The organism is Bradyrhizobium sp. T-1 (assembly GCF_053592855.1).
This window is the reverse complement of the sequence record NZ_CM132115.1, coordinates 7,665,852-7,691,852: the sequence shown is the minus strand read 5'-3', so window position 1 is coordinate 7,691,852 and position 26,001 is coordinate 7,665,852. Positions and strand designations below refer to the sequence as shown.

Sequence of the window (26,001 nt, the reverse complement as noted above, 5' to 3'; positions counted from 1 at the left end):
TCCTTGGTTGCGGTCGTCGTTGCAGTTCTTGTCGATCGTTCAGATGTCGCCCTGCTGTGCCGTTTCTTCGTTGCGCGGATTCAGGAAGGAATCCGTGATGACGGCGAGCAGCAGAACCATGCCTTTGATGAGATTTTGCCCGGCGTAGGAGATGTCCATGATGGTCATGCCGTTGAGCATGGTGCCGATCAGCAGCGTGCCGATGATGACGTTCAGCACGCCGCCGCGGCCGCCTGACAGCCCGATGCCGCCGAGCACGACCACGAGGATCACGTCGTAGATCAGCGTGGAGTTGAATACGCGGGTCGGCATCGAATTAACCGATGCGGCCATCACGAGACCGGCAAAGCAGCCGATCAATGCCGCGATCACATATTGCAGCACGATGATCGGGCGGGAGGGAATGCCGGTGACGCGCGCGGCGTAAGGGTTGTCGCCGATCGCGTAGATATAGGCGCCCCACCGGGTCTGGCGCAGCAGAAAGGCGACCACGAGGCAGGCGATCGCGAACATCACGATCGAGGTCGGAATGCCGAGAATGGCGCCCTGTCCCAGCCTTTCGAAGCCGTCCATGCCCGGGCTCCATTGCACGACATCGAGCTGGAACAGCGCGGCTTGTCCGAGCCCCGCGAGCAGCAGCCCGGTTGCGAGCGTCGCAAACAGCGAAGGTACCTCGGCATAGGCGATCAGCCAGCCATTGACGAGGCCGAAGGCGATCGTAAGCAGTACGGCGATCAGCAGCGAGAATGGCAGCGAATGGCCGTTCTGCACCATCTGCAGCACGAGCCCCGGAGGAACGGCGAGGGCCGCGATCAGCGAGATGTCAATGCCGCGGCCGATCACGACGATCGCCATTGCGAGGCCAAGGATGCCGAGCACTGCCACGTTCTGGAGCAGTGTGAGCATATTCTCCGCAGTCAGGAAGCCGTTCAGGAAAATCGAGAACACGAGAAACAACAGCGCAAAAACGGCGAAGACGATCTCCTGCTGATTGAACCGGAAGCGCTTCATTCCCTTGTTGCCTTTCTTGGACGTCGGCCACTGCGAGTCCATTATGACGATCGGGTCTCTAGGCGGCAGGTCTGTGGAAGCGGAGTGCTTTCAGAGGGCAAGACATCGCCCACGGCCCCGCCGTTCAAGCGGTACATCGTGCTGCGCGGCAACTGGTCTGACGTGGTGCAAGCCAACGTTTCCCGCCCATCTCGTTGATCGTTTCTTGTTCATAGGCCACATGCCCGAACGCGGCTTGCTTCGGAGCGCAAAGCTTTTGCTTGTCCGCGCAAACTTGTCTTGCGTACAGGCGGCGGCAATCTAGAATTCCGGCGTTCGGCCAGCTTGTGCGACGCACAAACATTGTTCATCTTGGCCTTGCGACGGATGGGTGAACGATGGACCTGATATTTTCGACGGACGACCTCGAGCCGTCCAAACGTTTCGCCGCGTGGCAAGGCGCCATTTGCGACGTCTACGTTCATGTCGACGTCAATGCCGAAGAGCGATCCGACTATCAGGGCTTTATCCGCAAAGCGAATTTCGGCGCGATCACCATGACCGATGTGCTGCTGTCGGAGCAGGTTATATCCCGGCGAGAGCGGCACATCGCAAAGCTCGACAAGGATTGCTACTACCTCGAATTCGTCCAGCAGGGCAGGATCAACGTTCTTCAGGCCGGCCAGACCATGCGTTCGAACGCCGGAATGAGCACGGTCTTCTCGGCTTCCGAGGCTTATGACCTCGAATGCATAGGCAAGGTGCGATCGCTCTACCTCGAGATACCCCGCACGGAGTTCGCCGAACGCTTCAGCGATGGGCGTCTGCCGGTCATTACTACCTTGACGACCAGCCGCGGCCTGGGCCGGATCGCCGCCGAGTTCTGCGCGACCCTTGCGCAGGAAGGCGCGCCGCTGGACGAGATTGCAAGGGCGCGGCTCGGCGGCGAACTGATGGACGTGCTGGCGCTTGCGCTCGACATGGGCGACAGGGAGGAATTCTCCGAGGATGCAACCGCGCAGCAGGCCCGCCTGCGGTCCGTCAAGGCCTGGATCGAAGCGCATCTCACCGACGCGGACCTGTCGCTCGAGAGGATCGCGAAGAGCAATGGCGTGTCGCTCAGGCATTTGCACTATCTCTTCCGGCTCACCGATGTCTCTGTGTCGGAATGGATCTTGGATCGGCGGCTACAGCGTTGTTACGACGTCCTGACCCGTTCCGAGCTGCGCTCGCTGTCGATCACCGAAGTCGCCTATCAGTTGGGATTCAGCAGCTCGTCCTATTTCAGCACGGTGTTTCGAAGGAAGTTCGGGCACAGCCCGTCTGATTTGCGCCGCCGCTAGAGTTGGACTTGCAAACGCGCGAGGTGATGCAAGTCAGTCGCCGGCGGCGTTACTTCACCAGTGGACAGCCGCCGTCCTTCAGGGGACGAAAAGCCTGATCCGCCGGCACCTCGGCGAGCAGCCTGTAATAGTCCCACGGCGCCTTGGATTCCTCGGGCTTTTTCACCTGAAACAGGAACATGCTGTGCACCATGCGGCCGTCTTCGCGCAGCACGCCGTTGTCGGTGAAGGCATCCTTCACCGGAAGCTCCCGCATCTTCGCCATGACGGTCTTGGTGTCCTTGCTTCCGGCAGCCTGCACGGCCTTGAGGTAATGCAGTGTCGCGCTGTAGGTCGCGGCCTGGTTCATCGTCGGCATTCGCTTGACGCGCTCCAGGAAACGCTTGCCGAAGGCGCGGGTCTTGTCGTTGAGGTCCCAATAATAGGCCTCGGTGATGATCAGCCCCTGCGCCAGCTTGAGGCCCAGGCTGTGAACGTCGGAGATGAACATCACGATCGCAGCCGGGTTCTGGCCGCCGGCGACGATGCCGAATTCGCCGGCCTGTTTGATTGCATTGATGGTGTCGCCGCCGCCATTGGCAAGGCCAATGATCTTGGCCTTTGAGGCCTGGGCCTGGAGCAGGAAGGACGAAAAGTCCGCCGTATTGAGCGGATGCTTGACGCTGCCGAGCACCTTGCCGCCGGCCGCCTTCACCACATCGCCCGTGTCGCGCTCGACGGAATGGCCGAACACGTAGTCGGCGGTGAGAAAGAACCAGCTGTCGCCGCCGTTTTTGACGATGGCGCTGCCGACCGTATGCGCGTTGGCGTAGGTGTCGTAGGTCCAGTGCGCGGTGTAGGGCGAGCAGGACTTGCCTGTGATGTCGGAGCTCGCCGCATCCGTCACGATCATGATCTTCTCGTACTGCTTCGACAGCGCCATCACCGCGAGCGCAGTGGCCGAGGTCGGCAGGTCGATGATCATGTCGACGCCTTCGGTCTCCCACCATTTGCGGGCGATGGTGGAGGCCACGTCGGGCTTGTTGAGCACGTCGGCCGCGACCATGTCGATCGGCTTGCCGAACATCTTCCCGCCGAAATCCTCGATCGCCATCTTGGCAGCCTCGACATTCCCCTGGCCGCCAATGTCGGAATAGACCGAGGAGAAGTCGGAGAGCACGCCGATCTTGAGGGGAGTCTGCTGGGCGGAGGCGGGAGGGCTCAGGACAGCCGACAGCAAGCCGGCCGCAGACACGAGGGCTGCGATAGGTCGCATGGACACGTTTCCTCTGACGGGACTGTTTCGTCCCTTTGTCCGACAAAGTTAATGGCGAGTTCCGGAGGAGTCAATTTGCTACGTGTATGCCAGAATGGCCGCAGTTTGACGCGCTAACGGGTTGACCCTATGCTTTGTCGGACAATCGCCATTGGAGCTGAATTTGTCCCTCGCGCCGCTCTTCCGTCCGATCGATGTCGCGCCGGCCTATCAAAAGGTTGCGGACGCCATCGAACGCGAGATCGTCAACGGCCGTATCAAACCCGGTGATCCCATTGGCACCGAGCACGATCTGGTACGGCAGTTCGGCGTCAACCGCTCGACCATTCGCGAGGGCATTCGCGTGCTTGAAGAAGGCGGGCTGATCAGCCGCGATTCTTCGCGCCGCCTGCACGCCTGCCTGCCGCGCTACAGCAAGCTGACGAGCCGCCTCAGCCGTGCACTGGTGTTGCATGAGGTCACGTTTCGCGAGCTCTATGAGGCCTCGATGACCTTGGAGGTCGCCAGCATCGAAGGCGCAGTCGAGCGCGCGACTGAGGAGAACCTCGCCGAGCTAGCCGACAACCTCCTGCGCAGCGAGGCCGTGGTCGGGGATGCTGCGGCGCTGGCCGAATGCGATGCCGAATTCCACGTACTGGTCGCAAAGGCTTCGCAGAACCGCGTGCTCCAGCTCGCCCGCGAGCCGGCGGCGCAATTGTTCTATCCCACCACCGAGATGATCGTGACGGGCGTGGCCGAAGGCGGTCCGCGCCTCGTCGCCGCGCACCGCCATCTGATCGATGCGATCCGCCGCCGCGACAGCGAAGCCGGCGTGCTCTGGACCCGACGGCATCTGCAGGACTGGCGGCGTGGTTTCGAGAAGATCGCCTCGCTCGATCGATCCGTCGAGCACATGTACATGGAGCACGCGCAGGCGGCCCGGCGCAGATAACGCAAGAAGACAAGACGCAAGATTTCAAACAAGAAGTCCAGCAAAAAGCATCATATGGAGGGACACATGACCGGCGACACCGCAGCCATCATCTCGAAAGCGCGCGAGCATTCCATCGGTGACCTCTTGCGCCGCTCGGCGGGCCGGAAGCCGACCAAGCTTGCGGTGAGCTGCGGCAGTGTGAGCTGGACCTTTGCCGAGATGGACGCGATCTGCAACCGGCTCGGCCGCGGTTTGCTCGGCCTTGGCGTCAAGAAGGGCGACCGCCTCGCGGTGCTCTCGCGCAACTCGCACGCCTTCGCCGCGCTGCGCTTCGCCGTGGCGCGGATCGGCGCGGTGTTGGTGCCGATCAATTTCATGCTCAATCCGGACGAGATCAATTTCATCCTGAAGAGCTCCGGAGCAAAGCTGCTCGCAACTGGCCCTGATTTTGTGGAGTCCGCACGGACCGCAAGCGCAAAGGATTGTGCCGTTGAGAAGATGGTCTGGCTGCCGGGCGAGGATCCCGTCACAGCGCCTGCGGGCCTCACCACCTTCGATGATCTGCTTCATGCCGACGGCTCGTTCCTCGAGGCATCCGTCGATAGCCGCGATCTCGCGCAGATCGTCTACACCAGCGGCACGGAATCCCTGCCGAAGGGCGCGATGCTGACCCATGAAGCCGTGATGTGGCAGTATGTCAGCTGCATCATCGATGGCGGCATGAGCGCGGACGACAAATTCCTGCACGCGCTGCCGCTCTATCATTGCGCGCAGCTGGATGTGTTCCTCGGGCCGCAAATCTATCTCGGTGCCTCCGGCGTCATCACGGGCAAGCCGACCGCCGACAACATCCTGGCGCTGATCCAGGCGAACAAGATCACCTCGTTCTTCGCGCCGCCGACGATCTGGATCGCAATGCTGCGCTCGCCGAATTTCGACAAGACCGACCTGTCGACGCTTCAGAAGGGCTATTACGGCGCCTCGATCATGCCGGTGGAGGTGCTGCTCGAACTGCAGCGCCGTCTGCCTGACGTGAAGTTCTGGAACTTCTACGGCCAGACCGAGATCGCGCCGCTCGCGACCGTACTCCGGCCGGAGGATCAGCTCCGCAAGGCCGGCTCGGCCGGCAAGCCCGTGCTCAATGTGGAGACGCGCGTGGTCAATACGGCCATGGAGGACGTCAAGGTCGGCGAGGTCGGCGAGATCGTGCACCGCTCGCCACACCTGCTCTCCGGCTATTACAACGATCCCGTCAAGACCGCGGCGGCGTTCTCCGGCGGCTGGTTTCACTCTGGCGATCTCGCCACCGTCGATGACGAGGGCCACATCACCGTGGTCGATCGCGTCAAGGACATGATCAAGACCGGCGGCGAGAATGTCGCGAGCCGCGAGGTCGAGGAGATGGTCTATCGCATCCCCGCGGTGTCGGAGGTCGCCGTCGTTGGTCTGCCAGATCCGCGCTGGATCGAGGCGGTGACTGCGATCGTCGTGGTCAAGGCCGGCGAGACGCTCGATGAGGAAGCCGTGGTGAAGCACTGCGCCGGCCAGATGGCGCATTTCAAGGTGCCCAAGCGGGTCATCTTTGTCGACAGCCTGCCGAAGAATCCGAGCGGCAAGTTGCTCAAGCGTGAGCTACGCCAGCGCTTCGTCGGGGCTGATACCCTCGACAAGGCCATCCAGAAGAATTTCTGAATGTGAGCATGTGTTTTTTTGCCTCTCCTCGCTTGCGGGGAGAGGGGAGCCTCCGCGAGTCTAACTGATACTGTGTTCGCGGAACCAGCCCCCTCTCCCCGTAAGAATGGGGAGAGGGAAAAGGACCCCGGCTCAATACTTCTTCACATGCGCGCCGAATGCCAACCACAGTGCCGTTGAGGCGAGGCCGAAGCCGCCGAGCAGCAGGAAGGTCGGGCCGTAGCCGATCCATTGCGCGATCCAGCCGCCGAGCGCGGGGCTCAAGCTCGCGCCGACACCTTGCACGGTGATGACGGCACCCTGGCCGAGATTGATGCGACCGGTGCCATCCAGCGAGCGCGCGACCATGCCGGGGACGGCGACTGTCTGTAATCCGGTGCCGATCCCGTCGAGCACCTGCATGGGGACGACGCCCCACCATCCCGTCACGAAGAACGCAAGCATGCCGCGGACGGGTAAGAACATGAAGGAGACCAGGATCACCGGCCAGTAGTTGCGTTTTCCCGCGGCTTGCATGGCGACCAGCGATGTCACCACCATGACGCCCTGCGCAATGACCACGGTGGTCGCCACGAAGCTCGGGCCGTTGGCTTGTCCCTCAGCCACCGCCGCAAGACCATAGAGCGGGACGATCGCTGCATTGCCGAGATGGAAGATGGCAAGCGCAAGCGCAAGCGCCAGGAGTGGCTTGTGCTTGAGGAGGACGGACATGGCATCCGGCGGGTTCTTGCTCTCGTCCTCCTTGCTGCCGCGGGCCTGGCGATCGTCGATCGCCTTTGCAGGGATCATCAGCACGCAGGCGATTGCGATGGCGCCGAACACGGCCGCGAGCACGAACACCGCGACGTAGCCGAACTTGTAACCGAGATAGCCCGAGAGTGCGGCGCCGACCATGTTGCCGGCGTGGTTGAAGGCCTGATTGCGCCCGTTCAGCGCATTGAAACCCTTCTGCTTGGCGATGCCGAGCGTGATGCCGGTGACTGCCGGCACGATCGCGGCGCTCGCCAGCGATTGCGCGACTTGCGAAAACGTCACTGCCCAGAAATTCTGCGAGATCAGGATGATGGCGGACGCGAGCACCACGAAGATGCCGGGGATGACCACCCACAGCCGCTTGTTGCGGCTGGAATCGATGAAGCCGCCAATTGGCGTCGTGACCAGCATGCCCGCGACATTGCCGATCGTCAGCGCGGTGCCGATCAAGCCGGTGGCCCATCCGCGCTCTTGGAGGAATACGCCGACGAACGGTCCGATGCCGGACTGCATGTCCGCCATGAAGAAATTGACGGCGAATAGGGGCCGGATCCGGGAGGGGCGCGATGTCATCGAAACGCTGAACTTGATGCTGCCGATCGCATGAGGTCTCGCGCAGGTGGAAATGGCCGGCCGTTTGCGCCGGAGCGGTCTGAAAAGTAACATGCGCTAACCGCGTTGGTTCCTCCGGACTGCGATTGGAGGGACGCGATGTCACCTCATGTGTGTCCGCTCTCATTCTGGATCACGCTATGCCCCTTTGGACCTGCGAAACCTGCGGCGCGCAATTCCCGGACGCCGGAAAGCCGCCCGCATCCTGTTCGATTTGCGAGGACGAGCGGCAATATGTGAACTGGAAGGGACAGGCCTTCCTGGCCCGCGAGACGCTCGCCGAGCGTCACCGCCTCGTCTGGCGCGACGATCTCGGCCTCACCGGCATGGCGCTTGAGCCGAGCTTTGCCATCGGCCAGCGCGCGCTGCTGGTCCCCGATGACAAAGGATGTGTGATGTGGGACTGCATTCCGCTGGCGACGACGGAGGCGATTGCACAGGTCAAATCGCTTGGCGGTCTGACAGCGATCGCGATCTCGCATCCGCACTATTATGGCGCACTCGCCGACTGGAGCGAAGCTTTTGGCGATGTGCCGGTCTATCTTCACGCCGACGATCGCCAATGGGTGACGCGTCCGCATCCGTCGATCGTGCATTGGACTGGCGACCATCATCGCATCTCGGATGACGTCATGCTGCTGCGGACCGGCGGCCATTTCGCGGGCGCCACCATGCTGCATTACGCGCGCGGCGGGGACGGCAAAGGTGCGCTGCTCACCGGCGACATTGCGCAGGTGACGATGGACCGTCGCTTCGTCAGCTTCATGTACTCTTATCCGAACTACATGCCCCTGAGCGCCGCCGCGGTGCGGCGGATTGCAGCCGCCGTCGAACCCCTCGCCTTCGACCGCATCTATGGCGCCTGGTGGGGGCGCAACATTGCCTCAGGTGCCAAGGTTGCCTTCGCGGCGTCGGTGGAGCGATACATCGCGGCCATCGCGTGATCCGGCAGCCAAAATCTCCATTGCCTCCGTCAAATAAGTGGACTATTGGTACAGTTATTAAGCTCGACGCAACGATGCGTTTGCTGGTCAGGCATGATCGATGCATCGTGTTCTGCAGTCGCATGAGCGGGAGTTGGATGCATGACGGGGCAGCCTGATTACGAGATTTTCGAGGCCGGCGATGTCCCGCTTCAGTCGGGCGCCGTCTTCCCAGCGATGAAGCTCGCCTACAAGACTTACGGCGCGCTGAATTCAGCCAAAGACAACGTCATCCTCTATCCGACCTCGTTCAGCGCGCAGCATGTCGACACCGAGTGGCTGATCGGACCCGATGGCGTGCTAGATTCCACCCGCTATTTCATCATCATCCCGAACCTGTTCGGCAACGGTCTGTCGTCCTCGCCGTCGAACTCTGGCAGGGGGGGCATTCCCAGAAGTCACCTATCACGATGCCATTGCGGTCCAGCATCGCCTGCTGACCGAACGCTTCGGCATCACAAGACTCGCGCTGGTCTATGGCTGGTCGATGGGCGGCATGCAGACCTATCACTGGGCGGCGCTGCATCCTGCGATGGTCGCACGCGCCGCGGTGGTCTGCGGCAGCGCGCGCTGTGCGCCCTACAACTATGTGTTCCTCGAAAGCGTAAAGGCAGCGCTCACCGGCGATCCGGCCTTCCGCGACGGCCGTTTCGTCGAAAAACCTGTCGCCGGCTACCGTGCCATGGGCCGCGTCTATGCCGGCTGGGCGATGTCTCACGGCTTTTATCGCGACGACCTTTGGCGCGAGGCGGGCTTTACCTCGCTGGAGGACTATCTCGTCCGCAACTGGGACACGACTTTCGCGCGTCGTGACGCCAACGACCTCCTCACGCAAGCCGGTATCTGGCAGCGCGGCGACATCAGCGCTTGCCCGGCCTTCGGCGGCGATCTGGATCGCGCACTCGGCGCGATCAAGGCCCACATGCTGCTGATGCCAGGCGCGACCGATCGCTATTTCGATGTCCGTGACAATGAGGATGAGCTTGGCAAACTGGTCAACGCAAAATCGGCGGTGCTCCATCCGATTCCTTCGTTGCACGGGCATCGCGCCGGCAACCCCGTCAACAATCCGCGCGATCAGGCCTTCCTCAAGGCCGAGATCGCAGCGCTTCTCGACAAGTAGGCGAGGTCCTCGATCATGACTGACGCGACCGCTTCGGAGCCGGGCCATCGCCTGAAGCCGCTGAGTCCGGCAATGCTGCGAGAATTGTCGGTGCGCTCGAATTTGAGGGGGGCCACGCAGAGCCTCGGTCATTACGGCACGATCGTCCTGGTCGGTGCGCTGATCGGGATGACGTCATCGCGCTATGGCGTGCTCTGGGCGCTACCCCTGATGGTGATGCAGGGTTATCTGGTCGCCTTCCTGTTCATGGCGGTGCATGAGACCGCGCACAAGACCGCATTCAGAAGCCGCGGCCTCAATCTCGGGGTCGGCTATCTCTCGGCCTTCCTCATCGGCCTTCCTTACGAATATTACTGCCTGTTTCACTGGGACCATCATCGCTACACCCAGGATCCGGCGAAGGACCCGGAGCTGATCGTCGGCGTCAGGCCTGCATCCGACACGCAGCTTGCAGTCGCCTATAGCGGATTGCTCCAGATCGCCGGCCGGCTACGGCTGATGCTCGGCCATGCCGTCCTCGGCAAGGTCGTCGTGCCCTGGATCCCCGAGAACAGGCGCGCGACCACTGTCGCCGAGGCACGTGCCTATGTCGCACTTTATGCGCTGCTGTTCGCGCTCTCGCTGTGGTTCTCGTCTGCGCTGTTGCTCTGGATCTGGATCGTGCCGCTGATCATCGGGCAATTCTTCCTGCGGCCCTATCTCTATGCCGAGCACACCGGCTGTGACCGCACCCGCAGCGCGTTCCAGAACACCCGCACGACCTATACCGGCTTGCTCGTCAAATGGATTGCGTGGAACATGCCCTACCATGTCGAGCACCACGCCTATCCTTCGATCCCGTTTCACGCGCTGCCGAAATTGAACGAGATCGTCGACGACGAGATCGTCTATCGCGGGCGTGGTTACATCAGAACGACGCGTGAAACCTGGGCCTGGTTTCGGCGGAACCGGCAGAGCGCCTAGCTCAACCGCAAAACTCCGGCCGCAGCGCGACCGGAGCTTTATCGGAAAGGCACGATATCAATAGATCCCGTAGCCGCAGACATTCACGACGCGCACGCGCATGCCGTGGCGGGTCTGGACGACGCGCTCCTGGTAGCAATTGCTGACGCCGGTGTTGACGTAGAGACCGCCATAGCCAAAGCCCCAGCCGGGACCCCAGTGATGATGGAAGCCATGAGCCGACGCGGCGGTGGGCGCAAGAGCGGCGATACCGAGAGAGCCGGCGGCGATCAAACCAATTGCAAGCTTACGAAACATCTTCATTCTCCAGTGTGGCGCGGGGCCGTTGTTGTGTCCCTGCTTCTCGGTCGGGTCGAGATGCGATTGCGTTCACACGGGCAGGGGAGAATCGTGTTTCAGGATTGTTTCGTCGGCTGCGGCGAAGTGCGTCTCGGCCGGGCTTTCCGCGCCGCCGTGCGGTAACGCGCGGCCATCCCCTGCGTCAGCTCTGCCATCTTCTCGCGGAGATCGGCGGGCTCCAGCACCTCGGCCTCGGGGCCGAGCCGCAGCAATTCGGCCGCAGCGTGCCACGACGTCTTGCCGGTCGGCACCCTTGCGATGCGCCAGCCGTCTGCATCGGCGGCGTCCTCGATCTCCGTGCGCGCCTTGACGTAAGGCTGGCTCAGCGCGTCGAGCAACTTCACCCCGAACGGCGAGAGCCGGACGATCGCGACGTTCGGATGCATCTCGGCCTCGAGCCGCAGCGTCGCGTCCTGCCAATAGGCGGCGAGATCGAAATCGGCGGGACGGTCGAAGCAGTCGTCAAGCACCACGCAGTCGAGCACGCGCGCGACGCGATAGGTGCGCACACTGCCGTCGACTTGTCCGGCGAGATACCAACTGCCGCCCTTCAGCACGAGGCCGAGCGGGGCGACACGGCGCTGCTTCTCGGCGCGCCAGCTCTGATAGCGGATCTTTATCAATGCTCCGCGCAGCGCGGCACCCGCAATGGTGCGCAGATGTTTTGGTTCTTCGGCCTCGCCGAACCAGCCCGGGGCATCTAGATGGAAGCGCTCCTGCATGCGCCCAGCGTCTTCGCGCAGGTTAGCAGGCAAGGCCGCCATCAGCTTGTTTTGCGCGGCGATCATCGTGGCGTCGAGCCCGAGCGCTGCGGCCGGACCTGGGAGCCCTGCGAGGAACAGCGCACCAGCTTCGCTCTGCGACAAGCCGTTCAAGCGCACGCGATAGCCGCCGAGCAGGCGGTAGCCACCCTCCGCGCCGCGGTCGGCATAAACGGGAACGCCGGACGCCGCGAGCGCATCGATATCGCGATAGATCGTGCGCACCGAGACCTCAAAGGCCTCCGCAAGCTCAGGCGCAGTGACCTGCCCCTTGGCCTGGAGGGTGGTGAGGATCGAAAGCATCCGGCTCGCACGCATGGTTTCTTAAACCATACCTGACACAGGATGTCAGGTATGGTCGGCTAAAGATGCGCGCATCGCAAGCCGGCCCGAGGGAGACCCGCCATGACAGACACGAACCGCATCACGCTGTATTATTCGCCGCAGAGCCGGGCGACAGGCACAAGGGTGCTGCTGGAGGAACTCGGCGCGCCCTACGATCTCCACGTCCTCAACATGAAGGCCGGCGAGCAGCGCCAGCCGGCCTATCTCGCCATCAATCCGCTCGGCAAGGTGCCGGCGATCCACCACGGCGGTGCATTGGTGACCGAGCAGGTCGCGATTACGATCTATCTCGCCGACCTGTTTCCGCAGGCCGGCCTCACGCCTGCGCTGAACGATCCGCTGCGCGGGCCTTACTTGCGCTGGATCGCCTATTACGGCTCATCGTTCGAGCCGGCCCTGATCGACAAGTTCATGCAACGCGAGCCCGCGCCAATCACGCAATCACCCTATGCCGACTATGATACCATGCTGGGTGCGCTTGAGGCGCAGCTGTCGCAAGGGCCATATCTGCTCGGTGCGCGCATGACCGCCGCCGATGTCCTATGGGGCGTCGCGTTCAGCTGGACCATGATGTTCGGCATCGTGCCGAAGAAGGACGTTTTTGTCCGCTATGCCGAGCGGATGACTTCGCGGAGCGCTTTCCAGCGCATCAACGCGGCGGACGACGAGATGGCGGCGCAGCATGCCGCGGCGGGATGAAGAGGCCGAATCTCATATGACCAGACCGATCCATACGACTAACTGTTTCGACACGTTCATTCGGGTTGCTGAGGACTGTCCGGCGCGCTTCGGTGAGGAGCCGCCGCCGCGGGCAGGGCGACCAACAGTGGCCGGCCTGCAATATGCGATGATCGCGAATGCACCTTATAGGTACACGTCGGACGACGTGATCTTCGCGACCTCGGCGCATGGGCGTGAACTTGGAGCCAAGGTGACCAAGTCGGAGAGGACCGCTGCCCGCTCTGCGTTCTTCTCGCGCGGACAGGCCTGCATGCGAGCCTCGGGCCTCGGCAAGCGCTACGGCTGGGGTGTGCACGCCGACAGTGAGGGCCGAATCGCGATCTACGCCGTCGACAGCAAACGCTATCAGGCGCTGTCGCGCGATTCAAAGCTCACGCAGACACGTGCGATGCGGTCGAAGCGGGGGTGATCCTCAAAAGCGCGGCGCTCTCTTCTCCGCAAACGCCTTGATGCCTTCCTTGATCTCGTCGCCACGCATGCTGTCCCGGTGACGCCGGTCGGCAGCGGGCTCGTCGAGTTCGCCACGAGCAAATTCGTTGATGGCGCGCTTCATGCCGCGCATCGCGTTCGGCGCGTTGCCGGCGAGGATATTGGCGAGCTTGTCGACTTCCTCGTCGAGGAACTCCACCGCCACCATCGCGGTGAGATAGCCGAGCCGCAGCATCTCCGGCGCGGTGATCTTCTGCGCGGTGAGGAACAGCTTCTTGGCGTTGTCGACGCCGAGCCGCGTCACGTAGCGTTTGATGCCGCTCGTGTAGTAGTGCAGCCCCAGCCGAGCCGCCGGCATGAACATTTCGGCGCTGTCGACGCCGATGCGGAAATCGCAGGCGAGCGCGAGGTCGGTCGAGCCGCCATAGACGCCGCCATTGAGTCGGCAGATCGTCGGCACGCCGAGATCTTCCAGCCGATTGACGACCACCTCGAAGGCAGAGCCCGCGCTCTGCTGCTCGTTGACGCTCACCGCCCGCTCGGCGACCGAATTGAGGTCATAACCGGCCGAAAACGCGCGTCCCGTCCCGGTCAGTACCAGCACGCGGATATCAGGATCGGCCTCAACCCGGTCGAACAGTTTGACCAGCTCGCCGAGATCTTCGGCCTGGAGCCGGTTGAGATGCTTGGGCCGGTTCAGGCGGATGGTGGCGCGGGCTCCAGCGATTTTGAGCGCGGGGGGACTTGCCGCGTCGGCTGTGTCCGACATTCTTGTCTCCATTTACTTGTTTTCGAGCGTGCGGCGCTTCGCCTCGGCGTCGATGGTCTCGGCCAGATCAGGATGCCGCGCCATCAACACGCGGAAATCGACGAGGTCGAGCACCAGCAGCCGCGACACTTTCGTGGTCGACACATTGGCGCCGCGCATGTTGTTGCCGAGCAGCGCCATCTCGCCGAAGAAGGCGCCTTCGCCGAGCTGGACCTTCTTGCCGGGGAGGTCCACCTCGACCGCGCCGGCGGCGATGAAATACATGCAGTCGCCCTGCGCGCCCTTGCGGATGATCATGGTGCGGGCCGGCAGCTCCATGGTGCGCAGCATGTGCGTGACGTCGGCGATGGCCGCAGGCCCCAGCGCCGCGAAGAACGGCACCTTGCTGACGGATTCCCAGGTCTTGAGGAAATTGTCACGCCGGGTCTCGGCGGCAAATCCGGTCGCGAGAATACCGGTCCAGAGACCGAACACTCCAAGGCCGGAGATCATCACCAGCGCGGCCACCATGCGACCGAGCGGGGTGACCGGCACGACATCGCCATAACCCGTCGTGGTCAGCGTGACGACCGCCCACCACAGCGCGGCGGGGACGCTGCCGAACGTCTGCGGCTGCACATCCCGCTCCAGGAAATACTCGGCGACGGAGGCGAGGAAGACCACCATCAGGAAGATCACGAGCACGCTGACCAGCGGCCCTGATTCCAGCACGAGCACGCGGCGGAGCTGGCGCAGGCCGGGAATGCCCGGCACTACCTTCAAGACCCAGAGCACGCTCAGCAGCCAGGCCGTCTTGGGCTCGGCGCCGAAGATCAGCGCGACCGGTACGGCCAGCGCCCCCAAGGTGTCGACCAGCCCGGCGGAGGAGGTCATGTAGAGGCCCAGCCGCCCCTGCCCTGCCATATGGCGCAGCCGGACCAGCCATTCGAAAACGAAATAGACGAGACAGGCCCAGAGCAGGAAATCGACCCAGCGGTGGGCCGTCTCATAGGCCGGATCGAGTGTCAGCAGCACCATGCTGACCACGCCGACGATCACGGCCACATAGGCCGCCTTGGTCATGTTGCGGCCGGCGGTCGCGGCCACGAATTGGGCCAGAGCGGGAAACATCGGCTTGGACATGCGGGATGGCGGCTCGGTCTTGTGCTTGCAGCCCCGGGATGGGACTTCGGCGCCAAAGTGCCCGCCCGCACTGGGGCCGTCAACGATGGGGAGCCAGCACCTTCTGCCCGGATCAGGGCGCCGATGCTGGGTGCCTAGGCGTTGCGTTGTGGGCGCTATTTGAAATGTGGAGGTTCGTCATAGCCTCGGCGGCTGCTCAAGAACAGCAGCATCATCAGGCCGATGCCGACGACCACGGAGAACCCCGCCCCGAGCGCCAGTGCCACGTAACCTCCCGTCGGGATCGGATCGCCTTCGACCGCCATGGCCGAATAGCCGAAGTAACCAACCGCAACCAGCATTCCCAGCAAGATGGTGAGAAGGAGCATACGCATGGTGCGTTCTCCGGTTGTACCTGTAACCAACGGTTGCGCCAGGCAAACTGTTCCAGGAGCCGGGGCAGCGATTTGCCAGGGAAGACAAGACCTCCGGTCGCAGGCAGGATTCGATAGGTCAGGCACTCTGAGCTGTCTTCACCACCACGACATTGCTGTCATCATGCGGGGGAGGGGCAGACTCGCGGGCGGCGCTCTCGATTTCGCTGGCGTGACGCTTCAGGTAGTCGCGGCGCATGCCGATTTCGTCACGGACGAATTCATAACCGAGCTTGAAGGTGTCGAGCCCGTCGGTGCTGATCGTGCCGTCGCGCAGGCCGATGACCGCGCCCCGCAGGATGCTCTCGAGCTCGTCCTGAAGGCATTCGAGCTGATCCAGCGAATGAGCGTGCTCGATGCGTTCGCCAATGTCGAGAATGGCGGTGGAGAGCTCGCTCGCCTTTTCCGGCGCGATGCGGGTGATCTTGGCGTAGATCGCAGCGAAGATCGAGCCGATGACGCTGAGCGCGGCGGCGCCCAGATACATCATGTCGCTGTACTTATCCATGAACGACTTGGTGTCGTCGTTGATGTAGTCGGCCGCCCCCTGATGCGCCATCACGTAGGCATCCTTCTCGACCGAGGCCGGCTCGATGTGGGTCGCGAAGCCATTGTCGAGCCCGAGCGCGGACTTGTTCTCGTAGACGATGCGCGCGATGTCGCCGGCGGTGGTCGCCGACATCTTGGATTGCGCGACCAGCAGCCATTCGAGCCCGATCGTGTCGAGATCGTCGTCAGGAATCTCGGGCGATGCGGACAGCGTGCCGGCCGTCAGCGTCTCATCGGAAATGCCCGGGAATTTGCGCGCCAGCGCCTTGGCTTCGTCGATCGCATTCAACGTGAAGCCGCCGCGTTTGGCGACCTGCTCATAGGCCTTGTCGCGTATGGCCTTGGAGGCGTGAACGACGGCGATCACCGCGTTGAAGCCGTTGGCCGGTGCGAACAGCTTGTCCAGCGTCGCGCCTTGCGGCGCCATCTGGATCCTTGCGGCGTCGGGGCCGTCGGGAATGTCGAGGAGGTTGCGGACGAAGGCGAGCGAGGCGTCGTTCTCGGCGAGAACCGCGACCTTCTTCTTCTTTAGCTCGGCCAGTGACTTGATCTTCTTGTTGCCGGGACCGAGCAGCAGCACGAGATCGTGGTCCAGGATCGCCAGTGTGCGTGCGCGCGCGGGCACTTTGGCATCGGTGCGCAGGACGACGAGATCGGCCTGCCTGCGGTCGAATTGCGCGACTGCCTTGGCGTTGTCGGGGCTATTGACGATCTTGACCCGGAAGCGCGAGGCGTTGGTCTTCAGCACGTTGGCGAGCTTTGTCGCGAACAGCGCCTCGTCGCTGTTGGGGGCGCCGACGGCGAAGATCAGCGTCTCCGAATTGTGCAGCAGGGCTCGGCCGGCCCAGACGGTGGCCAGCGACAACAGTAGGGTCAGCACGACATACAGCAGGACCTGCTGCTGATTGGTCTTGATCACCTTGGGACGCCGGGGCGGCGGGAGTTCCGTCGGCGAGGTCGGGCCTTCAGCACTCATGGCAGCACTCTGGCCTTATTACAGGAGGCGCGGGCGGGCTCGGTGATCACCGGCGGCACGCACGAAAATTCCGTAAGCGTCTGAAAAAAGAACAATAATCCTCTACCTGAGGATGATAGCGCCCCAGCCACAGAAAGCAAATTCCGCGCCGAAGGTAACCTCAGCCGATCCCGCGCCGATGGGAGAGGCTATCACCGTTTAGCCACAGTTGGCGATTTTCCAGTTCCCCCCGGCTGCATTCCGGCGCGGGAGATGTCATAAATCACCGGTCCCGAGGACGTGTCGGGTCCAAGAAGAAGTTGCGCTGAACGCTCCATTTTTTCTTTTCGAGTTCAACGAGGGCGTCAGTTTTGTCGTTTCCACCCCTGTCATCGGCGGTTCCTGTCGAAGCGCTCATTGGCTGGATGTTGCTGCTTACTTTCAAGCACATCATCGCCGATTTCGTGCTGCAGACCGCCTGGATGGCGCATGGCAAAGACCAGAAGCATGGCTGGGCCTTGCCGCTTCTGGTGCATTGCCTGATTCACCTTGCGGTTGCGCTGCCGCTGATCCTGATCGTTGCGCCGAAATTCTGGTTCGTGGCGTTGATCGATTTCGTCATCCACATCACGATTGATCGCGCCAAAGGGCTGGTCTCGGCCAACTTCGGCGTCAACCAGGAGCACCCCTGGTTCTGGACCCTGATCGGCGTCGACCAGGCGCTGCACCATCTCACCGGCTTCGGTCTCTCCATCTTCATGGCTGCGAACTAGGCCCAGACCTCAGCCTGAGGGAGACCGCCAAGAACGGGAGTCGCGAAGCAAGGCCCCATGGGCAGCGCCACCCCCGTATTCAACCCGGGTAGGGGACCGTTCTGATTCGCGGCATAAAGCAAGGACACCGGGTGACTACCGCCCAGGGTGGTTAACCTTTCATTAGAGAATTACGCGGCATCTTCCCGATACGAGGGAGAACTGCAATGTTTTCAAGCCGCGACGCTTATGAAAGCGATTTCTGCCCGGTTCGCGACGAGCTCCTTGGCGAGATGTACCGCGCCAGCGAGGGTGGCCTGCCGAGGCTGGTTGAGAGTGTTTCCCCTGACGCGCGCGCCAGGTTGGCGCTGTTCTGCTATCGCCGCAGCCATCTTCATTCGCTGGCGGTCGCGATCGCAGGCAGCTGCAGCGAGCGCGACCTGATCGAGAACGGCGGCCGTGTCGGCTCGACGCTCTACGCGCTGTCGCGCGAAGGCTCGGCCAAATCGTCCCCGTCCCTGTCGGGGGGCCGCAAGCCGATCACGCTGTCGACCAAGCCGCTTTCGGTGCTCGCGCCGCTCGAGGACGAGATCGACGACGAGATCAGCGAAGCGGTTCCGGCCTAAGCGGCTTCTTGTTGGCGCATGATCTTGGCGGAAAACCGCTGCACACTTTTCCGGATCATGCGCTAGCGATCGCAGGCAGGCCGAACTTTCGCCGCGCCATCGCGCATTCGGCGTCGCCCGGCATGCAGGTGCGGCACACCTCCGGCCGCACCGCATAGACGCCGCACGCGGTCGCCTTGCCGATTTCTCCCTGCAACGCCGAACAACGATCGCCCTCGCAACGCATGCCGGATTGGCGCTCGTTGACGAGTGCGTCGGGGATCAGCGCCAGTTCCTCGTCGCTCTCGATCGAGAAGCGCGGCCAGTTCTGCGAGTAACCGCAGCAGGCGCCGCAGCTCTGGCAAAGGCCCGAGAGATCGATTTCTTCCATCGTCGTCATGTATCTTTCGGCGGGCCCCAGACCAGGCTCTGCCGCCATTTCGCGCGCAGCACGTCGCGCCGCTCCGGATATCTTTCGTCGAGATAGGTGGCGTCCACGACGCGATCGGTGCGGAAGCTGCGGAAGTCGCTGCGCAGTTCGCACCAGGCCGCGAGCAGGCGCACCGCTTCCAGGTAGCCGACCGAGATCGGCCAGATCATGCGCTCGCTGGGGCGGCCTTGCTCGTCGCGATAGCGCAGCATGATCTTCTTGCCTTCGTGGATCTGGGTGCGCGTGCGCGCCATGTCCAGCCGGTCCGGCTCCCTGTTCCAGCTCGGCCGCGCGCGGCTGGCCGGCTCCAGCACGAAGGGGCGCAGCCGCTCAGGCACCGTGTCGGCGATCTTGGCCATCAAATCTTCGGCCGCGCGCGCCAGCGTGGAATCGGCATGACCGGCGACCCATTGCGCGCCCAGCACCGCCGCTTCGATTTCGTCGGGTGTCAGCATCAAGGGCGGCAGATCGAAACCCTTCTCGAGAATGTAGCCCATGCCGGCCTCGCCGCGGATCGGCACGCGCTGGCCAATCAGCGTTGCGATGTCGCGATAGATCGTGCGTTTCGACGTCTCGAGCTCGGCGGCAATCGCGTCCGCTGTCAGCGGCTTACGGGTGCGCCTCAGCACCTGGATGATCTGAAACAGCCGGTCGGCGCGTCTCATGACAATTCTCTCGTCGTGGGCAGATCAGAAAACGGCGCGTGGCTGCTGACAGGATGTTGGCAGCAGGGGAGTTCTATACCGGGACAACACATCGACTGAAGAGGATTTGTCCATGATCATTCCAACCCATTTCGGTCCGGCCGGTCCGTTGTGGCGGACCCGGGCCCCGTTGCATGTCTCGCTGTCTGCCTGGGCCTTCAGCCGCCTCACGTTTTTCGATCTCACGGTCGCCGATCTCCGCATCGCGCTTGCGGCCATGCTGACACGCTCGCTGATCCAGGCTGCGGACGCGGTGGTCCGCCATGTCATGGGCCGCGCCTGGCGGGGGGCCCGTTTCGCAGAAGATATCACGGCTGCTGCCACCATGGTGGCAGCAGCCCGCCACTAGGTTCCATCAACTCTTTCGGTAGGTTCAGGAGAGCTCCCATGATTACGCTTTACGGCTTTGGTACCGGCTTTGGCCTGCCGGAAATCAGCCCCTTCGTCACCAAGACAGAAGTGCAGCTCAAGATGGCGGGACTGCCTTACAGGAAGGAGCGCGCGATGCCGCCGGCGTCGCCGAAAGGGCAATTGCCGTTCATCGACGATGGCGGCGAGGCAGTGGCCGATTCCACCTTCATCCGCGCCCATATCGAGCGCCGCTACGGCTTCGATTTCGACGCCGGTCTCTCCTTGCAGGAGCGCGCGCAAGCCTGGGCGTTCGAGCGCATGATCGAGCACCATGTCTACTGGGCGCTGGTCGGCGCGCGCTGGGTCGATGCCGCCAATTTCGCCAAGGGGCCGGCGCATTTCTTCGACGGCGCACCCGAGCACAACCGCGAGAAGCTACGGGAGGACGCGCAGTTCCGCGTCGCCGAGAACTACCTGCTCTCCGGTCTCGGCCGCCATGGGCCCGACGACGATGTCGATCTCGCCGTCCGCTCGCTGTTCGCGCTCTCGGTGCAGCTCGGTGACAAATCCTATCTGATGGGCAACAGGCCCAGCGGTGTCGATGCCACCGCCTTCGGCGCGCTCGCCGGAATTCTCACGCCGTTCTTCGATTCCCACCTGCGGGAGCGCGCGGAAGGGTTTCCGAACCTTACCGCCTATGTCGACCGGATGATGGATAACTATTATCCGGAGTTCGCCTGGACGCCGCTGCGGCAGGCGGCCTGACCCGCGCTCGGGAAGCGCGAAAGATAAAGAACCGGCCCGATGGGCCGGCTCCGGTCGTTTCAGAGAGTGCCGCCCTCTTACTTCGCGAGCGTGTATTTGCCGTCCTTGACCGTGAGCAGGATGCGTGAGCGGTCGTCGAGGCCGTAACGATCCTTTTCGGTGAAGTTGTAGACGCCCTGGCTCGCCGCGATGTCCCTTTCGGTCAGCCAGGCTTGGCGGATGGCCTCGCGGAATTCGGGCGTACCGGGCTTGGCCGTCTTCAATGCGGTCGGGATCACGCGCTTCAACACCTCGAAGGCGTCGTAGGAATGGCCCGCGAACTGGCTGCGGCTGTTCGGGCCGTATTTGCCTTCATAGGCGGCATTGAGCGCCAGGCCCGGCTTCTTGGTGAGCGCGCTGTCGGGCTGGTCTTCCGGGTCCATCACCGGGCCGGACGCCATGAGCACGCCTTCGGCGGCTTTGCCGGCGATGCGGATGAAGTCCATGCTGGCCGCGCCGTGGGTCTGGTAGATCAGGCCCTGATAGCCACGCTCGCGCAACTCGGTCTGCGGCAACGCAGCCGCGGTACCGGAGGCGCCGATCAGGATTGCGTCGGGATTGGCTGCAACGAGCTTCAGGACCTGCCCGGTGACAGACGTATCCGGCCGCGCGAAGCGTTCCTCGTCGACCATGGTCATGCCCATCGGCACGCCCTGGGCCTTGAAGTCGTTGAACCAGAGGTCGCCGTAGGAGTCGGAATAGCCGATATAGCCGACCGTCTTCACGTTGTGAGCCTTCATGTGCTCATAAAGCACCTTGCCCATGATCGGAATCGGCTGCGGCATCGACACCGACCACTTGGCGCGCTCGGGCGTGATCGGGAACGGCGCGAGACCGAAATGCGGAATGCCGGCTTCGTTCGCCACGTTGGAGACTGCGATCGAGGGCGGCGTCGTCGACGAGCCCATGATGATGTCGGCCTTGGATTCCGTGACGAAGCGGCGCGCGTTGGTGGTCGCCGTGGTCGGGTCGCCGCCATCGTCGAGCACGATCACCTTCAGCGGCACGCCGCCGATTTCCTTCGGCACGAATTCCAGCGCGTTGCGCTCGGGAATGCCGAGGGCGGCGGCTGGACCCGTGGTGGTCACGCTGATGCCGATGGTGATTTCGTTGGTCTGGGCCAGCGCGGGCAGGGCCGGTAGCGCCAGCGTAGCCGCCGCGATTGCGGCGGTCAGGTAAAAGCGTTTCATCTATTCCTCCCTTGACGTTATTCTTTGAAAGCAGAAATCGGGGATGAATTCAGCCCCGTCTTTTGGTGATGCGGCGATTTAGCTCCAGACTCTAACTCCCGGCGAACTTCGCTACCATTTCCGGCGGAAACGGTGCCGATTTCAATTTGTCGGGGTTAACGGGGTCGCGGCCGACCAGGACGCGGGTCTCAAAACCTTCGATCGCGAGCGCCTCGCCCTTGTAGACGTTGTGCTTCACCTCGAAGCTCGAGCGCTTGATGCTTTCGATCTTCGTCTCGATGGTGATCCAGTCACCGTAGGTCGAGGGGATGTAGAACTTGGACCGCGTGTCGACCATGGGGATGCCCACCAGGCCGTATTTGCGGACCAAGTCCTGCTTGGAGAAACCGGCGACCTCGAACAGGGTCGACGTCGAATCGTCGAACATCGCGAAATAACGCGGATAGTAGACGATGTTGGCGGGGTCGCAGTCGCCCCACTGGATCTGGACGTCGCGCCGGTTCACGAACATGCGTTGCGGGCCTTACTACTTGGGCGCCATGCGCAGCGAGCCGTCGAGGCGCACCACTTCGCCGTTGAGGTAGGAGTTCTCGACCATGTGCAGCGCAAGGGCGGCGAATTCGTCGGCGTTGCCGAGCCGGCGCGGGAACGGGATCGCGGCGGCAAGCGAATCCTGGGCTTCCTGCGGCAGGTTGGCGAGCAGCGGCGTGAGGAAGAGGCCGGGCGCGATGGTCAGCACGCGGACACCGAACTGTGCGAGCTCGCGCGCGATCGGCAGCGTCATGCCGACGATGCCGCCCTTCGAGGCCGAATAGGCCGACTGGCCGATCTGGCCGTCATAGGCGGCAACGGAGGCGGTGTTGATGATGACGCCGCGCTCGCCGCTGGCCTGCGGCTCGAGCTTGGACATTTCGGTCGCGGCAAGGCGCAGCATGTTGAAGGTGCCGATCAAATTGACCTTGATCACCTTGTCGAAATCGGCGAGCGCCATCGGACCGTCGCGGCCGACCACGCGCTTTGCCACGCCGATGCCGGCGCAATTGACCAGCACGCGGGCCGGGCCGTGAGCCTTGGTCGCCTGCGCGATCGCAGCTTCCGCCGAGGCGGCATCGGAGACGTCGCAGGTCACGGCGACGCCCTTGATCTCGGCCGCCACGGTTTCCGCAAGCTTGGCATTGAGATCGCAGACCGCGACTTTTGCGCCCTGCGCCGCCAGCTTTCGCGCGGTCGCCGCACCAAGCCCCGATGCGCCGCCGGTGACGATGGCTGCCTGATCCTTCAACAACATGGCGTTCTCCTTCGATGAATTCTTAGCCGACCGATATCACACGGTCGGATGGATTGGCAGCATAGAGCTCCTCGATCAGCGCACCGCGATGCTCGAGCACCGCGCGCTGGTTGATCGAGCCCTTGTCGGTGACCTCGCCCTTGTCGATCGAGAGCGGCGTGTCCATCAGGATCGCGCGTGTGACCCGGGTCGAGGAGCCGGTGGCCGAAGCGAGGAAGTGTGTCAGGCGCTCGCGAAAGGCCTCCTGAACCAGGCGGTCGCGCGCGGTGACGGTGAGGTCGTCGGCGGGCAGCGTTGGGTTGATCAGCCGGCAGCCGTCGAGATCGAGGACGACAAGCGCGGAGACTTCGTCGCGATTGATGCCGGCGATGACGACGTCGCGCACCAGCGGCGCGCAGGCCGCCGTGAGGCGCGCGCGCAGCGGGCCGACGCTGACCCAGGTGCCGCTCGCGAGCTTGAAATCCTCACTGACGCGGCCGTCGAAATCGAAGCCGGCATTGAGATCATCGGGATCGGCGGGCTTGAGCGCATCGCCCATCTTGTAGAAGCCCTCCTCGTCGAAGGACTTCGCGCTGATGTCGGGCTGGCGCCAGTAGCCGGGCATCACGTTCGGCCCCTTGGCCCGGACCTCCATCTTGCCGTTGTTCGGCACCAGCTTGGCATCATTGCCGGACACCGGCAGGCCAACATGGCCGGAGCGGCTGGTGCGCGGATTGACCGACATGAAGAACGGCGCGGTCTCGGTCGCGCCCAAGCCGGTCAGCATTGGCACGCGATAGCCTTTTTCCTTCACCGCGAGTTCGTCGAGACTGTTCCAGACGAAGGGCGACAGAGCCGCCCCGGAGAAGAACATCGCGTGCAGCCGGTCAAAAAACTTTGCGCGCAAGCCCTGGTCGTCGCGCAAATAGGGCAGCAGCGACTCGTACCCCTTGGGCACGTTGAAATACACCGTCGGCGAAATCTCCTGGAGATTGCGAACGGTCTCCTCGATGCCGCCGGGCACCGGCTTGCCGGCATCGAGATACATCGAGCCGCCATTGTAGAGCGTCAGCCCGATATTGTGATTGCCGCCAAAGGTGTGGTTCCACGGTAGCCAGTCGATGATGACGGGCGGCTCGTCCTTGAGAAAGGCGAGCGTCTCGCGCAGCATGACCTGGTTGGCACAGATCATGCGCTGGGTGTTGATGACGGCCTTGGGATTGCCGGTCGAGCCCGACGTCAGCAGGAATTTCGCGATCGTGTCGGGGCCGATCTTGCCGTGCACCGCGTCGAGGTCGCTGCGAACGGGCGTTGCCATGAGGTCGGCGAGCAGGGTGACGTCGCGGCCCGGGACATGGCCATAGGACGCGGCGATCTCGGTGCCCAGCGAAACATTGGCGACGAGCGCGTCGGCGAACTTGTCGGCGTCCTCGGCGAAAACGAGGCCCGGCGTCAGCAGCTTCATCAGATAGGACAGCTTGCCGTAATCCTTCGACACCAGGGAATAGGCCGGCGACACCGGGCAGAACGGAACGCCGGCATAATAGGCGCCGAATGCAAGCAACGCGTGGTCGATCGAATTGCCGGAGAGAATGACGACCGGCCGCTCCGCCGACAGGCCGCGCTGGATCAGGCCCGAGGCGATATGCCGGCTCGCCGTGAGCAGCTCCGCATAGGTGATCTTGCGCCAGCCGCGGCCGCCTTCGCGCTCCGCCATGAAGACGCGGTCCGGCGTCGTCGTCGCCCAGTGATGCAGGCGATCGGTGATGCGAACGGGATAGTCGCCGAGCGGCTGCTTCGGCCGCAGATAGATCGTGCCATCGGCGCGACGCTCGATGTCGACGACGGGATCGCCGAACGAGATCGGTCGCAGCGGAGAATTGCTCACGCCGCGCTCTGTGCTGGAAGAGGACGGCTGTGCACTCATGATTTCGGCTTCACCTTGGCGGTCTTGTGCTCGAGAAATTCGCGAATCCTGCGCTTGGCTTCCTTGTCACTCTGCGCGACCGTCGCCATCAGCGATTCCATCAGCAAGCCGGTCTGCGGATTGGCTTCCGCGATCATCGGCAGGGCCTGGAGCACGGCAAAATTCGTCAGCGGCGCGTTGGAGGCGATCTTGGTTGCGAGCTCCAGCGCCTTGGGAAGCCCGTTGCCGGCCTCCGTGACGTATTGCGCAAAGCCGTAAGAAGCGCCCTCGGTCGCGCTGTAGACGCGGCCCGTCAGCATCATGTCCATCATGCGCGCGACGCCGATCAGTCGCGGCAGCCGCACAGAGCCGCCGCCGCCGACGAAGATGCCCCGCTGCCCTTCCGGCAGCGCGAAGTAAGTCGAGGGTTCGGCGACGCGGATATGTGCGGCACAGGCAAGCTCCAGCCCGCCGCCAATGACGGCGCCCTTCAGCGCGGCGATGACGGGGACGCGGCTATACTGGATGCGATCGAACACCCGGTGCCACATCTGCGAATGCAAGAGGCCGCCGGTAGCGTCGTGGTCCTGGAGCTCGGAAAGGTCGAGACCGCTGGAGAAATGGTCGCCGATGCCGTGGATGACGACCGCGCCGATATCCTCGGGCAGGGATGCAAAGCGCTCGCCGATTTCCAGGATGATGCCGTCGTTGAGCGCATTGCGCTTGGCCGGCCGGTTCAGCCCTACGGTCAGAACCCGGTCCACCCTCTCGATCTGAAGCAGCCCGGAGGCGCCCGCGTCAGCGGTCTCGGCGTTTCCCTGTGTCATTTGCGTCCTTATCAGAATAGTTATGTTGTATAACGAATTTGGCGGGAGTCAATATGGGGCGATGAATTGTGGCGAATGCCGCCCCGCATACTATGCCGTCCCGGCGAAGGCCGGG

At 63.2% G+C, this 26,001-nt stretch carries 27 protein-coding genes and 1 pseudogene; 12 read left to right on the top strand and 16 right to left on the bottom strand.

Annotated features, from left to right (window positions below; all coding sequences use genetic code 11):
* Window positions 1-39 precede the first annotated feature (39 nt).
* Window positions 40-1,011 (bottom strand): ABC transporter permease, encoded by a 972-nt coding sequence (locus tag ACWAT4_RS36820; RefSeq protein WP_212297386.1) that lies wholly within the window; start codon window positions 1,009-1,011, stop codon window positions 40-42.
* 377 nt (window positions 1,012-1,388) lie between these two features.
* Here ACWAT4_RS36820 and ACWAT4_RS36815 point away from each other — a divergent pair, with 377 nt between their 5' ends.
* Window positions 1,389-2,333 carry a helix-turn-helix domain-containing protein gene (locus ACWAT4_RS36815; protein WP_212426084.1) on the top strand — a complete coding sequence of 315 codons (945 nt, stop codon included), beginning with the start codon at window positions 1,389-1,391 and terminating at the stop codon, window positions 2,331-2,333.
* Between the two features lie 49 nt (window positions 2,334-2,382).
* On the opposite strand, the gene ACWAT4_RS36810 is transcribed toward ACWAT4_RS36815, so the two are convergent.
* Window positions 2,383-3,588 (bottom strand): ABC transporter substrate-binding protein, encoded by a 1,206-nt coding sequence (locus ACWAT4_RS36810; RefSeq protein ID WP_449729344.1) that lies wholly within the window; start codon window positions 3,586-3,588, stop codon window positions 2,383-2,385.
* A 163-nt stretch (window positions 3,589-3,751) separates the two neighbouring features.
* On the opposite strand from ACWAT4_RS36810, the gene ACWAT4_RS36805 reads away from it, so the two are divergent.
* Entirely contained in the window at window positions 3,752-4,519 is a 768-nt protein-coding gene (locus ACWAT4_RS36805) for a FadR/GntR family transcriptional regulator (RefSeq protein WP_212426086.1), read from the top strand.
* A gap of 66 nt (window positions 4,520-4,585) precedes the next feature.
* A complete protein-coding gene (locus tag ACWAT4_RS36800) occupies window positions 4,586-6,193 on the top strand; it encodes an acyl-CoA synthetase (protein WP_449729343.1) in 1,608 nt (535 codons plus the stop codon).
* Between the two features lie 132 nt (window positions 6,194-6,325).
* Here ACWAT4_RS36800 and ACWAT4_RS36795 read toward each other — a convergent pair whose 3' ends face one another.
* Complete coding sequence (locus tag ACWAT4_RS36795; RefSeq protein WP_449729342.1) at window positions 6,326-7,519, bottom strand: MFS transporter; 1,194 nt, start codon at window positions 7,517-7,519, stop codon at window positions 6,326-6,328.
* 179 nt (window positions 7,520-7,698) lie between these two features.
* Between ACWAT4_RS36795 and ACWAT4_RS36790 the strand changes: the two genes are divergently transcribed.
* From ACWAT4_RS36790 to ACWAT4_RS36780, 3 genes and pseudogenes are all read left to right on the top strand, one after another.
* Window positions 7,699-8,502 (top strand): MBL fold metallo-hydrolase, encoded by an 804-nt coding sequence (locus tag ACWAT4_RS36790; RefSeq protein WP_449729341.1) that lies wholly within the window; start codon window positions 7,699-7,701, stop codon window positions 8,500-8,502.
* A gap of 141 nt (window positions 8,503-8,643) precedes the next feature.
* Window positions 8,644-9,664: pseudogene (locus ACWAT4_RS36785) on the top strand (alpha/beta fold hydrolase).
* Between the two features lie 15 nt (window positions 9,665-9,679).
* A complete protein-coding gene (locus ACWAT4_RS36780) occupies window positions 9,680-10,627 on the top strand; it encodes a fatty acid desaturase (RefSeq protein ID WP_212426090.1) in 948 nt (315 codons plus the stop codon).
* A 57-nt stretch (window positions 10,628-10,684) separates the two neighbouring features.
* On the opposite strand, the gene ACWAT4_RS36775 is transcribed toward ACWAT4_RS36780, so the two are convergent.
* Together ACWAT4_RS36775 and ACWAT4_RS36770 are read right to left on the bottom strand one after the other, a co-directional pair.
* Window positions 10,685-10,924, bottom strand: a complete 240-nt coding sequence (locus ACWAT4_RS36775) for a hypothetical protein (RefSeq protein ID WP_212297377.1) — start codon at window positions 10,922-10,924, stop codon at window positions 10,685-10,687.
* A gap of 98 nt (window positions 10,925-11,022) precedes the next feature.
* Window positions 11,023-12,045 (bottom strand): helix-turn-helix transcriptional regulator, encoded by a 1,023-nt coding sequence (locus tag ACWAT4_RS36770; RefSeq protein ID WP_212426092.1) that lies wholly within the window; start codon window positions 12,043-12,045, stop codon window positions 11,023-11,025.
* Window positions 12,046-12,132: 87 nt separating this feature from the next.
* Here ACWAT4_RS36770 and ACWAT4_RS36765 point away from each other — a divergent pair, with 87 nt between their 5' ends.
* Together ACWAT4_RS36765 and ACWAT4_RS36760 are read left to right on the top strand one after the other, a co-directional pair.
* Window positions 12,133-12,771, top strand: a complete 639-nt coding sequence (locus tag ACWAT4_RS36765) for a glutathione S-transferase family protein (protein WP_449729340.1) — start codon at window positions 12,133-12,135, stop codon at window positions 12,769-12,771.
* Entirely contained in the window at window positions 12,755-13,222 is a 468-nt protein-coding gene (locus ACWAT4_RS36760) for a DUF6157 family protein (protein WP_449729339.1), read from the top strand. The genes ACWAT4_RS36765 and ACWAT4_RS36760 overlap by 17 nt, the downstream gene beginning before the upstream one ends.
* Before the next feature lie 3 nt (window positions 13,223-13,225).
* Here ACWAT4_RS36760 and ACWAT4_RS36755 read toward each other — a convergent pair whose 3' ends face one another.
* The 4 genes from ACWAT4_RS36755 to ACWAT4_RS36740 all read right to left on the bottom strand — a co-directional run bounded on the left by ACWAT4_RS36755 (window position 13,226) and on the right by ACWAT4_RS36740 (window position 17,071).
* Window positions 13,226-14,011 carry an enoyl-CoA hydratase/isomerase family protein gene (locus tag ACWAT4_RS36755; protein WP_212426094.1) on the bottom strand — a complete coding sequence of 262 codons (786 nt, stop codon included), beginning with the start codon at window positions 14,009-14,011 and terminating at the stop codon, window positions 13,226-13,228.
* Window positions 14,012-14,023: 12 nt separating this feature from the next.
* Window positions 14,024-15,133: a cyclic nucleotide-gated ion channel gene (locus ACWAT4_RS36750; protein WP_212297372.1), complete on the bottom strand. Its 1,110-nt coding sequence runs from the start codon at window positions 15,131-15,133 to the stop codon at window positions 14,024-14,026.
* Between the two features lie 155 nt (window positions 15,134-15,288).
* On the bottom strand, window positions 15,289-15,507 hold the full coding sequence (locus ACWAT4_RS36745) for a hypothetical protein (RefSeq protein WP_212297371.1): 219 nt from the start codon (window positions 15,505-15,507) through the stop codon (window positions 15,289-15,291).
* A 118-nt stretch (window positions 15,508-15,625) separates the two neighbouring features.
* The gene (locus ACWAT4_RS36740; RefSeq protein WP_449729338.1) at window positions 15,626-17,071 is read right to left on the bottom strand and encodes a TAXI family TRAP transporter solute-binding subunit; all 1,446 of its coding nucleotides are present in this window, start codon (window positions 17,069-17,071) and stop codon (window positions 15,626-15,628) included.
* 404 nt (window positions 17,072-17,475) lie between these two features.
* Between ACWAT4_RS36740 and ACWAT4_RS36735 the strand changes: the two genes are divergently transcribed.
* The gene (locus ACWAT4_RS36735) at window positions 17,476-17,823 is read left to right on the top strand and encodes a DUF3307 domain-containing protein (RefSeq protein WP_177248139.1); all 348 of its coding nucleotides are present in this window, start codon (window positions 17,476-17,478) and stop codon (window positions 17,821-17,823) included.
* A gap of 206 nt (window positions 17,824-18,029) precedes the next feature.
* A complete protein-coding gene (locus tag ACWAT4_RS36730) occupies window positions 18,030-18,428 on the top strand; it encodes a hypothetical protein (protein WP_212297369.1) in 399 nt (132 codons plus the stop codon).
* Between the two features lie 55 nt (window positions 18,429-18,483).
* Here ACWAT4_RS36730 and ACWAT4_RS36725 read toward each other — a convergent pair whose 3' ends face one another.
* Window positions 18,484-18,798 (bottom strand): YkgJ family cysteine cluster protein, encoded by a 315-nt coding sequence (locus tag ACWAT4_RS36725; RefSeq protein ID WP_449731311.1) that lies wholly within the window; start codon window positions 18,796-18,798, stop codon window positions 18,484-18,486.
* 5 nt (window positions 18,799-18,803) lie between these two features.
* A complete protein-coding gene (locus ACWAT4_RS36720) occupies window positions 18,804-19,502 on the bottom strand; it encodes a helix-turn-helix transcriptional regulator (protein ID WP_025575324.1) in 699 nt (232 codons plus the stop codon).
* Window positions 19,503-19,614: 112 nt separating this feature from the next.
* Here ACWAT4_RS36720 and ACWAT4_RS36715 point away from each other — a divergent pair, with 112 nt between their 5' ends.
* Window positions 19,615-19,890, top strand: coding sequence for a hypothetical protein (locus tag ACWAT4_RS36715; RefSeq protein ID WP_212297368.1), 276 nt, complete (start codon window positions 19,615-19,617; stop codon window positions 19,888-19,890).
* A 38-nt stretch (window positions 19,891-19,928) separates the two neighbouring features.
* Window positions 19,929-20,657, top strand: coding sequence for a glutathione S-transferase family protein (locus ACWAT4_RS36710; protein WP_449729337.1), 729 nt, complete (start codon window positions 19,929-19,931; stop codon window positions 20,655-20,657).
* 77 nt (window positions 20,658-20,734) lie between these two features.
* Here the strand turns inward: ACWAT4_RS36710 and ACWAT4_RS36705 are convergent, their stop codons facing one another.
* From ACWAT4_RS36705 to ACWAT4_RS36685, 5 genes are all read right to left on the bottom strand, one after another.
* On the bottom strand, window positions 20,735-21,886 hold the full coding sequence (locus ACWAT4_RS36705) for an ABC transporter substrate-binding protein (RefSeq protein WP_212297366.1): 1,152 nt from the start codon (window positions 21,884-21,886) through the stop codon (window positions 20,735-20,737).
* Between the two features lie 91 nt (window positions 21,887-21,977).
* Window positions 21,978-22,397 carry an acyl-CoA thioesterase gene (locus ACWAT4_RS36700; RefSeq protein ID WP_212297365.1) on the bottom strand — a complete coding sequence of 140 codons (420 nt, stop codon included), beginning with the start codon at window positions 22,395-22,397 and terminating at the stop codon, window positions 21,978-21,980.
* A 15-nt stretch (window positions 22,398-22,412) separates the two neighbouring features.
* A complete protein-coding gene (locus ACWAT4_RS36695; protein ID WP_212426096.1) occupies window positions 22,413-23,174 on the bottom strand; it encodes an SDR family NAD(P)-dependent oxidoreductase in 762 nt (253 codons plus the stop codon).
* 22 nt (window positions 23,175-23,196) lie between these two features.
* Window positions 23,197-25,080: a feruloyl-CoA synthase gene (locus tag ACWAT4_RS36690; RefSeq protein ID WP_449729336.1), complete on the bottom strand. Its 1,884-nt coding sequence runs from the start codon at window positions 25,078-25,080 to the stop codon at window positions 23,197-23,199.
* Window positions 25,077-25,886: a crotonase/enoyl-CoA hydratase family protein gene (locus ACWAT4_RS36685; RefSeq protein ID WP_212297362.1), complete on the bottom strand. Its 810-nt coding sequence runs from the start codon at window positions 25,884-25,886 to the stop codon at window positions 25,077-25,079. Before ACWAT4_RS36685 ends, ACWAT4_RS36690 begins: the two co-directional genes overlap by 4 nt.
* Window positions 25,887-26,001: the final 115 nt, after the last annotated feature.